Annotated in this window: 9 protein-coding genes; 4 read left to right on the top strand and 5 right to left on the bottom strand. The window is 44.9% G+C overall.

All coding sequences use genetic code 11. The features are described from left to right. Positions 1-202 precede the first annotated feature (202 nt). Positions 203-2,656: a phenylalanine--tRNA ligase subunit beta gene (gene pheT / locus ALKIM_RS0113710; RefSeq protein WP_026475140.1), complete on the top strand. Its 2,454-nt coding sequence runs from the start codon at positions 203-205 to the stop codon at positions 2,654-2,656. Between the two features lie 111 nt (positions 2,657-2,767). On the opposite strand, the gene ALKIM_RS0113705 is transcribed toward pheT, so the two are convergent. From ALKIM_RS0113705 to ALKIM_RS0113685, 5 genes are all read right to left on the bottom strand, one after another. Continuing rightward, positions 2,768-3,922 (bottom strand): helix-turn-helix domain-containing protein, encoded by a 1,155-nt coding sequence (locus ALKIM_RS0113705; protein ID WP_026475139.1) that lies wholly within the window; start codon positions 3,920-3,922, stop codon positions 2,768-2,770. 843 nt (positions 3,923-4,765) lie between these two features. Further along, positions 4,766-5,698 carry an energy transducer TonB family protein gene (locus tag ALKIM_RS0113700; protein ID WP_044118323.1) on the bottom strand — a complete coding sequence of 311 codons (933 nt, stop codon included), beginning with the start codon at positions 5,696-5,698 and terminating at the stop codon, positions 4,766-4,768. Positions 5,699-5,700: 2 nt separating this feature from the next. Then, complete coding sequence (locus ALKIM_RS0113695; RefSeq protein ID WP_026475137.1) at positions 5,701-6,093, bottom strand: ExbD/TolR family protein; 393 nt, start codon at positions 6,091-6,093, stop codon at positions 5,701-5,703. Positions 6,094-6,104: 11 nt separating this feature from the next. Then, positions 6,105-6,800, bottom strand: a complete 696-nt coding sequence (locus tag ALKIM_RS0113690; protein ID WP_026475136.1) for a MotA/TolQ/ExbB proton channel family protein — start codon at positions 6,798-6,800, stop codon at positions 6,105-6,107. Between the two features lie 98 nt (positions 6,801-6,898). Further along, positions 6,899-11,290: a translocation/assembly module TamB domain-containing protein gene (locus ALKIM_RS0113685; RefSeq protein ID WP_157363915.1), complete on the bottom strand. Its 4,392-nt coding sequence runs from the start codon at positions 11,288-11,290 to the stop codon at positions 6,899-6,901. Positions 11,291-11,563: 273 nt separating this feature from the next. Here ALKIM_RS0113685 and tsaD point away from each other — a divergent pair, with 273 nt between their 5' ends. From tsaD to ALKIM_RS0113670, 3 genes are all read left to right on the top strand, one after another. Next, positions 11,564-12,580 (top strand): tRNA (adenosine(37)-N6)-threonylcarbamoyltransferase complex transferase subunit TsaD, encoded by a 1,017-nt coding sequence (gene tsaD / locus ALKIM_RS0113680; protein ID WP_026475134.1) that lies wholly within the window; start codon positions 11,564-11,566, stop codon positions 12,578-12,580. A gap of 189 nt (positions 12,581-12,769) precedes the next feature. Then, on the top strand, positions 12,770-13,057 hold the full coding sequence (locus tag ALKIM_RS0113675) for a PqqD family protein (protein WP_235714457.1): 288 nt from the start codon (positions 12,770-12,772) through the stop codon (positions 13,055-13,057). A 4-nt stretch (positions 13,058-13,061) separates the two neighbouring features. Beyond that, positions 13,062-13,301 (top strand): hypothetical protein, encoded by a 240-nt coding sequence (locus ALKIM_RS0113670; protein ID WP_026475132.1) that lies wholly within the window; start codon positions 13,062-13,064, stop codon positions 13,299-13,301. The last annotated feature ends 7 nt before the right edge of the window (positions 13,302-13,308 follow it).

The raw sequence follows: 13,308 nt of genomic DNA, 5'->3' as shown, positions 1-13,308 counted from the left end.
CCAGACTACACGTGCATCTGGCAATCTCGATTGTGGTAAAACGCTGCCACGAGCAGACAAATTTAAAGGTAATGCCCTAAAATGGTGTGCCGGAAAATAGTACGGTCACACTAAATTAACTATTTTTGTCAGTCGATGCAGTATCTGCACGCACATCTATAACAATACATTCGCAATAACAAACGAAAAAATCACATAAAGCATGGACATTTCGTACAATTGGCTAAAGAACTACATCAATACAGATAAATCACCTGCCCAAATTGCAGAAATACTTACCTCATTGGGGCTTGAAGTGGGCAGCATTGAAGAAGTAGAAACCATAAAAGGCGGACTGAGAGGCCTTGTAATTGGCGAAGTGCTCACCTGTGAAAGACATCCCAACGCCGACAAGCTAAGTGTGACCACTGTAAATATAGGTACGGGAGAGTCATTGCCCATTGTTTGTGGTGCACCCAACGTAAAGACAGGCCAGAAAGTAGTTGTTGCCACCGTTGGCACAACCCTCTATAGTGGCGATGAACCGTTTGTAATAAAAAAAGCTAAAATACGTGGCGAACAGTCGGAAGGCATGATATGTGCCGAAGATGAAATAGGTCTTGGCACCAGCCACGATGGCATTATGGTTTTGCCCAACAAGGCTGTTGTGGGTACGCCTGCCGCCGAGTATTTCAATATTGAATCGGATGTGATGATTGAAGTTGACATCACTCCCAACCGCATCGACGGCGCCTCGCACCTTGGCGTAGCGCGCGATTTGGCAGCATCTCTTCAACTCACCAATCCATCGGTAAAAGTGAGTTGGCCATCGGTAGATGCATTTAAAGTTGACAACAACAACTATCCCCTGAAAGTAACCGTGGAAAACGCAGAAGCGTGCCCACGATACAGCGGCCTTACTCTTACAGGGGTTAAAGTGCAGGAGTCGCCCGACTGGTTGAAAAACCGACTGAGAAGCATAGGCATGACGCCCATCAACAATGTGGTGGATGTAACAAACTTTGTGCTGCATGAATGCGGCCAGCCCTTGCACGCCTTTGATGGCGACCAGGTGGCAGGTGATCATGTGATTGTTAAAACACTTCCCGCCGGTTCCAGATTTGTCACCCTCGATGAAAAAGAGAGAGAATTGAACGAACAGGATCTGATGATCTGCAATGCCAACGAAGGCATGTGCATAGCAGGCGTTTTTGGTGGAATAAAAAGTGGCGTAACAGAAAAAACGACGCGTATATTTCTTGAGAGTGCATGCTTCAACCCTGTTTTTATCAGACAAACCTCACGCAGACACGTACTGTTTACTGACGCTTCTTTCCGTTTTGAGAGAGGTTCTGATCCCAATATGACCATCTTTGCCCTCAAGCGCGCAGCTCTGCTTATCAAAGAAGTTGCCGGCGGCGAAATATCATCTGATATCATCGACATTTACCCAAATCCGGTTGCCGATTTTGATGTGAAGGTGACCTGGAAAAATATCCGACGTCTTATCGGAAAAGATATTGAGCAGGCACTTATTAAAAGGATATTGACAGCTCTTGACATTCGTATAGTGTTGGAAGATGCCGATGGCCTGCAACTGGCCGTGCCTCCCTATCGTGTTGATGTGCAGCGCGAAGCCGATGTGATTGAAGAGATTCTTCGCATCTATGGATACAACAATGTGGAGATGACGATGAATTTAAACTCCACCATTGTCTATTCACCAAAGCCAGATGAAAATGAGATACGAAATGCCGTTGCAGCGCAACTTACCGGTGCAGGCTTCATGGAAATCATGTGTAATTCGCTCACCAAAGCTGCCTATTACGATGAGTCGGTTGACTATCCGGCATCACAGACCGTGGTTCTGGCCAATCCGCTTAGCAGCGATTTAAACGGGATGCGTCAAACACTGCTGTTTGGTGGACTCGAAACCATCAGACACAACCGGAATCGTCAAAACCCCAACTTGAAACTTTTTGAGATGGGTAACTGCTACCATTTAAAGGAAGGTGCAGACCAATCGCTACAAAAAAGCTACAAAGAGCAGCATCGACTGGCACTGTTTATCACCGGTAACCGCTACCCTGAAAACTGGAATACACCTGCACAAAAAGTGAGTTTTGCGGATTTAAAGAGTCATTGCGAGAACATTCTTATTCGTCTGGGTATCTCATCAGATGCCTGGCAAACAAAAGGTATCAGCCCGGATCTGTTGTCCGAGGGACTCACCTATAACCATGGAAACACGCACATCTTCACTATAGGTATTGTGAAGCAAAAGCTGCTTAAGCAGTTCGACATCGATGAGCCAGTCTTTTTTGCGGAGACCAACCTCGATGCCCTGATAAAGATATCGGCCAGACAAACCATCAAATTCAAAGAACTGTCTCGCTTTCCCGAGGTAAGACGTGACCTGGCTCTGCTTATCGACCAGTCGGTACAATTTGCCGACATTGAAGCTGTAGCAAAAAAGAGTGAAAAGAAACTGCTTAAGAGCATTTCACTGTTTGATGTATATGAAGGAGAGAAACTGGGTGCAGGCAAAAAGTCATACGCCGTTACTTTTGTTTTGGAGGACACAACAAAAACACTTACCGACAAACAGATAGACAAGATTATGGAGACATTGGTGCAAGCTTTTGAAAAAGAGTTAGGCGCCAAACTCAGAGGATAAATAATTGATGGGATAAAAAGAGTGAATGGCTGCCAGAAATGGTAGCCATTTCTATTTTAATGGAATCACATTGACCATCTGAAACAATGGTAAGGAGCAAATACTGAAACATCACAATCCCAGGCTCTTCATGTATTTTCCGGGCGTAACACCCTCCAGTTGTTTAAATGAACGAATAAAAGAGCTGGCCGACCCAAATCCGGCTTCTGCCGCCAGATAATCTAAGGAATAGTTGCACTCAAATCTGCGTTCCTGCATAATTGCGCATACGTACTTTACCCGGTATCGGTTCACAAAAGCATTGAAACTCTCGCCAAACTCGTCGTTGATTAGACCGGAAATATAAGTCCGATTGGTATGCAGCCGTTCACACAACAAAGAGACACGCAAATCAGGCTGCAAGAAGAGCTGCTCCTTCTCCATCAGTTCAACGAGCCGCTTCTTCAGAATCTCACGGGCATCTACCGGCACAGCATAATGGTGCACATCAGACTCATCATTCACCACGTCCTTGATGGTAAACACCTGTAAATTCCCCTGATAGCCAATCATGAACAACAAAGCACTGAATAACAGAGATGGAAATAACAACATCTCTCTGTTCTCCAAAAAGATACCGCGACCAATGACATTGAAAATTAAACTACTTACAGAAGTGAATAAAAAAATCAGGCTAAGAAGTTTAACCCATAACAGCTGACGATGCTGCATGTTGCTATAAAATGCTGCAATTCGGTCATTGTATCTGTCGGCCAGCCGATATCCGCGTATCAAATAATAAAAAACCTGAACAGCGAAATAGATTCGACTGATTAGAAAAAGCCGGGCCAATGCTCCTGCATTGCCCTTTTCAGCAACAACCGACAAGTCATTATCAATTAGCACTCTTCTGAAATACGACATGCGCTCATCAAAAGTAGATACAAGATGCAGCACAAGCATTGCGATAGATAAAACTATTGCCGGAATGAAATGGAGTAGATTGATATAGTTGTATTCAGCTTCGCTCGTCAACATTTTTACATACCAAAAATACATGGGATATACTGAGAGAGCAGCAAACATATAAAATGCATCCACCGAAAGGTAGGCATTGTAAAATCCAAGGAAATAGAGAGAATGGCTGAGATACAAGCCGGCTGAGAGCACCATAAAAACTCCCAGCGCAAATATAGCCGGGCTTTTAAGCGGCCCTTTACTTAAAAATACGATGCTCCAGAAAAGGGTGATATAAAAAGGAGTGACAGCAATCAGAATATAGAGCATTGCTTTTCAGATTTGGAGTGTGTATGCAATTAAAACATCGTTCTGTTAAAAAGAGAAACAGAAGACGGAAGGATACCGACGAAAAAACAGAAACGGGACCACCTCGTTTGGTGCATCCCGTTTCTAACCTTAACCCTAACCCAAAATTATGAAAAACCTATTTTATTTAAAAACAAATAAAACTCTAAATAGTTCTTTTTGATGATTTTTTTTTACTCTCAAACCTTATACGATTTTCGTTTTACATTCAAATAATCCGTTCGCATGCAAATCTGATTCGTTCATCAAATAGTATTGCAATTTTATCAAAAATACAGCAGACTGCAATGGTATTTAACAAATATTAACATCATTAAAACTGAAGATTTTTTAACCACTTTTTTGACTTCAATAATTTCGGCATTCTTGTAAATGAATACCAAATAGTCTGCCTGTCTAAAAACTAAAAAGTGTTACATACTTTTACACAACACCCCTCATCTAAATTTGAAATTCATCGGAATAATGTTCGCCGCACTTCATTCAAAACACGAAATGAGACAGAATCTCCGCAGCCCTACTTCTATCTCAAAGATATGAATCAAAGTGATTTACACACCATGACTTATCTCATATACAGAAGTAATACAAGTTCAAAAATAGTTCTATTCTTATTCATTCCATATAAGAAGCGCGACGTTAACAAGGAATTAACAGCCTCATTATACACAACAGAAAAGTAATCACAGAAAAAAAAGCCTAACAGTTGGATAGATGACAGTTGCAAATCTGCAGTAGAAGTACGTATGAACAAAAAGCCCCGGGCGTTAAACATCCCGGGGCTTTAATGGCTATTTTTAAGCACTATTGCAAAACAAAATGATAGGTAATAGTTCCCTTCTGAAATGCCGGAGAATTGGGGTCGCTATTAAAGCGGGCCTTCATGGCTGCTTCTCTTGCTACCCGCCACAGATAAGAGTTCTGTGTGGTTGTACCCCTCAAAATTGGTTGTGCGTTGGTTACCACACCGGTACGGTCCACGGTAATCTCTACCACTACAATACCCTCTTCCTGTATGTTATACTCGGGACGCGGGAGAGCGCCAGACAAACTGCGGCCTGAAAGGCTGAAAGAACTTCCACTTTGTCCCAGACCACTTCCTGTGCGACTGGTGGCATTGGGATCTCCGGTGAGATGCCCTTGATTACCAGCGCCTTGCGTTACACCTTCAGACTGGCCGGAACCGGAAGTATTGCTAAACGCACGGCTTGCTGCATCTCTGGCAGCCTGCGCCTGTCGTTGCTGCTCCTGTTGGCGGCGCAGTTCCTCCTGTGCCTGGCGCTGCTTCTCAAGCTCCTCCTGTCGGCGGCGTTCAGCTTCTACCTGACGCTGACGCTCCAACTCCTGCTGGCGGCGACGTTCATCTTCCACCCGTTTCTGCTCTGCTTCCCGGCGGGCTTTCTCCTCTGCCGATACAGCCGGAGCCGCCTCGGTATCCTGAGTCAGCAGCCGTTCGCGGGCGGGCTGAGGGTTGGATGGCGCAGCCGGTGGCGGAGTAGTGGTTGGTGTTGGCCGCGAAGGCGCAGGCGTGGTTTGCTGTGCCGTGGGCATGTTACGCACCGGCTCCGAAGGCCCCATTCCCGTAGGTGAATCTCCAAAGTTAATCAGAATCCCCTCCTCCTCCTGCGGCATGGAGCGCAGCCCCAACACGACCAGCAGCAGCAAAAGCGCCACATGAAACAGCGTGGTTCCAATAACCCCAATGGTTTTATCACGTTTGTTTTCGTTCTCTTCCATCATCATCTTGCTCTGGTGGCCAGAATCATTTTATAACGGTTTTGCTTGGCAATGTTCATCACCTTAACCACTTCTTTCATGGGCACGTTCTCGTCCACATGCAGAGAAATGTACACATCAGTTTCACTTCCAACGCGGTCGCGCAACGCCGACTCAATCTGGTCGAAGTTTACCCTGCGCGTTTCAACATAGTAGCGCAAATCATGGGTAATGGAGACCGTGGTAAGCGGTTTGGCTGCCGTCTGCTGCTGGCTTTGGGGCAACAACAGCTTGATGGCATTTGGATTGACCAGCGTAGAGGTAATCATGAAAAATATCAACAAAAGGAATACCACATCGGTCATTGACGACATGCTGAATGTCGCATTTATTTTACTTCTGGATTTTAATGCCATTTTAAATTCGTTTAGCGTACCGGTTCATTCAGGATATCCATAAACTCCATGGTGCGTGCCTCCATCTTAAATACAACTTTTTCGACACGGGCAACCAGGATATTGTAGGCAAAATAAGCAATGATGCCCACAATCAGACCGGTAACCGTTGTTACAAGCGCTGTATATATACCACCGGCCAACTGATCCACCATGATATTATTTCCTGCGTTGGACATCTCCCAGAATGATTTAATCATACCAATAACTGTACCAAGAAACCCAATCATTGGGGCGCCACCAGCTACAGTTGCAAGCGTGGGCAATCCTTTTTCGAGGCGCGAAACTTCCATATTACCTACATTTTCGATGGCCGTATTCACATCGCTTAATGGCCGTCCGATGCGGGAAATACCTTTCTCAATCATACGGGAGATGGGATGGTTATTTGAACGGCAGAGCGCCAATGCAGAGTCGATTTTGCCATCGTGGATGTAATCCTTGATACGATTCATGAAGCCGGTATCCTCCGAGGATGCGCGTCTAAGTGCAAAATAACGCTCTAAAAAAATATATACCGAAACGATGGACAACAGACCCAGTGGAATCATTATCCATCCTCCTTTCAACATCAACTGAATCAGATTGATACTTTGTTCCACCTGGCCGCCGGCTTCCATGCCGTCAAGTGCTTGTGCCGTAGCCTGCATCATTAAAAAAGGACTCATACCTATTCTAGTTTTTAATTGTTATTATCCTGCTAAATTAATAAAATTCAAAAATAATGCGTTTTGCCAATAGGTTATACGTTAGGGCGTAAAATAAATTACACACCATCCTCCTCGCCATCCTTTCTACCCGAAATGATGCGCCAATATTTGCGCATGAGCTCCCGAAACTCGTCAAACTCCTCCTTAAACGAGAGGCCTATCCCTTGTGTTGTTGGCGATGTTTCGTATATAAGATCTTCATTGGAACGGGTATAGGCACGTGCGCGTATGGTTCCGCTGCGGTTTAGTTTGATGTCCATATCAAAATCACCTACCAGCTTACTGGTGTTGGTATAATATTTCCCGTAGCCCACGTTTCCGTTAATGGAAACACGGTTGTTAAACACCTGTGTTGAGATGGCCAGTTCAAGCTCTTCGCTGGTGATGTTATCTGCCGGGCGGTAGGCAAATCCTACATCCACATCGTTACTGATGGATGAAAACCAGCGGCTGATTTGCGACGACAACATTTCGGTGGTGGTGAGCAGAGCAGTATTGTCGTGTCGTGAGACCGAACTCTCGGACATCCGAAGGTGGTCTGGCGTGTAAAAACGATTTAGTATCAGCAGTGAAAGCACCTGGCGATTCAACTCATCTTCGGAGGATATCATATCCAGGATAAGCGATTCGCGGCTCTCATCGAGTGTTGGCATCTCCAGTCCGAATCTGATAACCGGCTGCTGCAATCTGTCGCTCAGCATCAGGTTACAGTGAATCTGAATGCGACGTTGCAAATCAGAGGAGCGTTCTCCACTGCTCGACATAGGGCCAATAAGCTCACTCAGAGAAGCTTTTAACCGGTAAACAGCAGTAATATCAATGTCGGCATTGTAAGGATCACCAGTCCATTTAACGGTTCCGCCCTGGTTAAGCGTAAAACGCTTGTTTATAAGATTTTGCAACGAGAAGAGATAATCTCCGTCAGAGATGGTATAATCGCCAAAGAACCTCAAGTTTCCCTGGCGATCCATGCGTATTTGAATGTTACCTGCACCAGTACTGCGAAGAATGTCACCAATGCGCTCATCAAAGATAATCTGCACTTGTGCATCGGGCGTTACTTCTATATCCATATCAAGCCGCACACCAGATAAATCGATGGCATACTCCTGAGATACAGGCATCACCCCGCTCTCCGGTTTTTGCTGACCCTTTGACACAAACCTTATGAAATCACTCTCAGAAGCCACCTCTCTCGACTGCATTGGTATGTAAAACATCGTATTTGGACGTGTACGACCATTGATGGCAATGTTGATATTATCAGTATTGCCGGTTATCTGCATAAACCCGGTGCCATATACTGTTCCGTAGTAGTATGGGTTGTCGCGCATTCGGGTGTTCAGCATAAGCATGTTATTGGCATCGAGCCGCAGATTGTAAATCATTTCGGAGAAATTTCCGGCATGGTAGATTGAGCCCCGGAACCTACCTGAGCGCCCATGGCGATCGGTCACAAGCATCTCCTTAAACCTGATTTCGTTGGGATAGAAAATCACCGAGTCGGCGAGACTATAGCCCGTCTGCAGCATATCAACATTGAAACCACCATCATTCAGCCTGACGCGTCCGGTGAGGTATGGTTTGCTGATGGGGCCCTTAAAAAACATGCGACCCGATGCAGTACCTTTCACATTCTGAACCACTTTGTTGAGAAAAGGGTTAAGAAATCCCACTTCGAGACTATCCACATTGAACTGAAAATCGAGAAACTGATCACCAGGATGGAAAAGACCAAAGCCACGCAAGGATTCAGTGCCACCTTTTGAGAGTAGCGTACTTACGGTAAGCGCCTCCAACTCGCGATTCCAATTACTGTTAATTCGTAAAGCGCCATAATTAACCCCATTAAAATAGAAATCGGCAACAGTCAGATTGCTGGTGAGTAGCGGCTCCCTGTAATAATCCCTTAAAGTAAGTTCACCATCCACCTCACCGGCAAATGAAAGACTTCCACTTTCGTTGCCCTTCAGAAACTGCTTAAGATTAAGCCGGTTGAACACAACCTTTAATCCATCGTCCACATCCTTATGCAAGAAACCATTTAGCGTTACAAACTGCCCCAGATGCTCAATTCTAAAATCTCGCACGCTCATACCACGGGCGTAAAATGTGGCCTGTGATTCATATAAATTCCAGATGGTGTCTGCCACAATGATGGCCGATGGGTGCATCCTGACGCTCGTATGGCGGTTTCCGTCCTGATCGATTTTGAAACCTGTGGTAGAATAAAGCGCTCCACTATAAGATACCTCATCCCAATTGTTCCAAAAAACATTTGTCACAAGCGTGTCGTTACCAGCTTTTTGATGTATCGAAAAATTCATGAGATCCAGAAATTTCCCGTAAGCCACACGCTCGGCACGCATTACAATTCCTGCATCCTGTGCCCCTCTGGAACTGGCTTTCACTTCAAATCCACTGGATGAAAAACTTTTATAATTGAGAAAATCGAAACCTGCATCCAACTCAAAGGAAGCGGGTCTGTTGGAAAAATGTCCTTTCAGGTGACCTTTATCACTAACATCCAACTCCTTAACAAAAACAGACATCAGCTCCCTAATTTTTATGAGCTCCACATCGAATTCAAAATCGTTCACAATTCTACTGCCTGCTCTGTATTTCTTATGAGCCAGCGATGGCAGATAGTTGTCCAGAAACATGAACATGGACTGACGGATATTTCGAAAGGAGTAGTTACCGGTTACAGTGCCACGGGCAAAAGCAGACTCGAGCACCAATTGCTTACCGGTATCTATGCGGTGTGCACGAACAGAAACGGAGTCAAAATCGATTGAAGCATTTCGGGTAGAGAGAAGTCCATCCAGGAGCACAATCTCACCCACGAGGTCATCGAGATTATCCCCTTCGAAGTTGGTTTCAATCACCACCGACAATACGCCATCCTCCATATCGGGGAGAAGTTTGAGCCTGTCGAGCTGTGCATTGGCCACAGCTGCACTGAAGTTAAAATGGGGCACCACTCCCGACATGTCAACTTTTCCAATAAAATCGAGCCGTCCGTTGGGGTCGTTTATTCTTACGCTTCCATCAAACATTTGATGGCGCATGAGCCCCTGAACAGCAATGTTGCTGTAGAGGTAATCGTTAAAGTCCAGAGAAGCAATGTTTCCATCCATAAAAAGGAAATAGTCTTCACCGGAACGGCGGTTACCACTAATCTCCATATCGAGCGAAATGCGGCGCATGGCAGGAGCCAGATTCAGCAGCCTGCCCAAATGAAACCTCGAAGTGCGTATCAATCCCGAATAGATCAACTCCCTGTTGGGCATCAGTTTAAGTCCAATATCTGTATTGATGACTCCCAGGTTGGTGGTAAAAGCACCAAAAGCCACCAAATCGTTGATAAACCCGGTGACGTTACCTTTATAACGGATGATGCCCAACTCTTTAAAGGAGGGCGGTAAAGCAGGTGCTTCACCTTCAAAAAGCAGCTCAAGGTCGGCTACTGAAGTTTGAAACGACTCAATATCGAGATAGAGGAAAGCTTCGTTAAAATTGGAGAGGCCATTGATATCAAAACTGGTCACAATGCGCGTATCCTGACCAAAGGAGCCGGTAATCTGCCTTCCCTTAAGATTCTCAAGCGAACCAAATATGAGACCCGACAACCGCAAATCATCTTCGATGTGTGGAAATCCGGAGAAGAGCATCCGAACTTCATCAGGCGCAATCACAATCTCCCTGGCCAAACCCCGAAACGGAATCTCATAACCCGAAGTATCCTCCCGTACCAAAGGCAGCTCAATCTCGGCAAAATCAAACGAAGAGGCAGCTGTTCGAAAAAGCAGGTCACGAATTACAATGCGATCTTTATAAACAAAGCCGGTGGTTCGAAAAGCCTCAATGGCAAGTCCAATCTCCTCACGTACTGCAAAATCAGCCACTTCAAACACCAGCGAATCATTTACATCAGACATTCGACGTACGTCCAGCTCTAAACCGGTAAAATAGAGTCTGTTTTTGATGGCGTTGGGATTTTCGAGTATGCTGTGACTGAAAGAGACCTGCCCATCGCGAATCACCAGGTTGCGAATGGAGTATTTCCACTCGGCACTATCCTTTCGATTGGCTATTAGCGCATCCATCAAAAAAGAGAAATTCATCTCCTCCTCATGCTGCTCAAGATGGATCACCGGCGACTGAAACCTGACGCGACCCATGTAAAGATGTTTTTTACGAAGCGAAAACATATCGACACCTGCACGGACATTTTCGGCATAAAAAAGCGTGTCCTTCAACTGGTCCTTCATTAAAAAACCGGAAAGATGGATGCCGGAAAAAGGAGCAATCCGTACTTTCTGAATGGATATTTCAGCATTTAAATCGGTGGAAAGCCGATTGGTGATGATGCGCACCAACCCGGTTTGAACCGCAGGGATAAGAAGCACTGTGGATACCAAAACAGGAAATCCAATCAGTGCCAAAAGCACTACAATTAATATTTTGTGTATTTTTTTGATAATTTTACCCCCCGGATATGATAGTTTTTGAGTTTTAAGTTTTGAGTTTAGGGTTTTGAGTTTAAGGTTTAAGGTTTAAGGTTATTAGTTTTGAGTTGTGGCATAAGAGGTTTAGTTTCGCCGACAGGGATAATCGGACAAAAAACGAGACCATATTGCACTTTGTACCACAAAAATAATCAACTTAAACCGAACATGCAGCCTGATAACAGGTTTTAAATTAAAATAATTCCCATTATGGAAATCACCATCCTCGGCATTGAATCTTCGTGCGATGACACATCTGCTTCCATCATCAAAAATAATACCATTCTGAGCAATGTGATAGCCTCACAATCGGTGCACGAAGCATACGGTGGTGTGGTTCCCGAGCTGGCTTCAAGAGCTCATCAGCAAAATATCATTCCGGTGGTGGATAAAGCATTAAAGGATGCGGGTATTAAAGCGACAGATGTGGATGCTGTGGCGTTTACCCGTGGCCCGGGTCTCATGGGTTCGCTGCTCGTTGGAGCTTCTTTTGCCAAAGGTTTTGCACTCTCGAGAAACATTCCGCTCATTGAGGTGGATCACCTCAAGGCACACGTTCTGGCGCATTTTATAAAGGAGAATGACGAGGATAAAAAAATGCCCTCATTTCCGTTTCTCTGCTTGCTGGTTTCAGGTGGCAATAGCCAAATAATTCTTGTGCGTACACACCTTGACATGGAAATCATTGGCCAGACCATTGACGATGCTGCGGGTGAAGCCTTTGACAAATGTGCCAAAGTGATGGGCTTTCCCTATCCGGGTGGCCCCCTCATCGACAAGTATGCGCAACAGGGCAATGCCAGTTTGTATGAATTTGGCAAACCCCGAATTGCGGATCTCAACTACAGCTTTAGCGGACTAAAAACTTCGTTTCTCTACTTCCTGCGCGACCGGCTAAAGGAAAACCCAAATTTTGTTGAAGAAAACAAAGCCGACCTATGCGCTTCTCTGCAAAAAACCATCATCGATATTCTGATGGATAAGCTTATAAAAGCCGCAAAAGAGACCGGTATTAAAGAGGTAGCATTGGCAGGTGGCGTATCGGCAAACAGCGGTCTTCGCGCGGCATTAACGAGTCAGGCGCAAAAGCGTGGCTGGCAAACCTACATCCCCAAACTTGCCTTCACCACCGACAATGCCGCAATGATTGCCGTAACAGGTTATTACAAATATCTAAATGGTGAATTTACCGGACAAGACGCAGCGCCATACGCAAGAAACCTGTAAACAAGACTTTGTTCTCACGAAAAGCCTCGTCTATACACCCTATTCATAATAAAATCAAGACATTTCACAAAAAAAAAGTCTGCATTCGTCAAATTACGTTAAAGTGTACCCTAATCAGGTATTGGTATTCCGATTTTTTTGCAATCTTTGCACGTTATAAAAAGCGTAAACAAAGATATTGTGGCTGATATGGATGCGGTTTTCCGGTTGAAAAGTGATACTTTTGTGACCCGGAAAGTAGGCGATGAAATGGTGCTGGTGCCTTTGGTTAACAGCGTGGCCGATATGACCCGCGTGATTACCCTTAACGAGACAGGCGCCGCCATTCTGGAAGCCCTGGATGGAAAAAACACCTTAAATCAGGTGGTTACGCAACTTTTTGATTCCTACAACGTAGAAAAGGAACAATTAAGGGCAGACATCATCCATTTTATTGACGAAGCCATTGAAAAACAACTGATTGAAATAGTTGCTTAACTGAATGAAAATTACTTCACTATATAATATCAAGAAAACCTACCGTAAACCGGCCATTGAGGAGGTGGAACTGGATGTAGCAATAACGCTTACTGGCATAACTATATGTGAAGGAGAGTGTGATGAGCTTCCTGATTTTACTGACAACTCTTCGGAAATGGAAAAAGCAACAAAAAGCCCTGATTACGGTTCACTTAATTACAAGCAAGCTGAGAATCCTTTTGGAAATTCTCCGAAGTATTAGAGGGTTT

This window comes from Alkaliflexus imshenetskii DSM 15055 (genome assembly GCF_000517065.1).
GTDB classification, from domain to species: Bacteria; Bacteroidota; Bacteroidia; order Bacteroidales; family Marinilabiliaceae; genus Alkaliflexus; species Alkaliflexus imshenetskii.
Note: the sequence above shows the minus strand (reverse complement) of the source record. Positions and strands in the feature narration are given on the sequence as shown.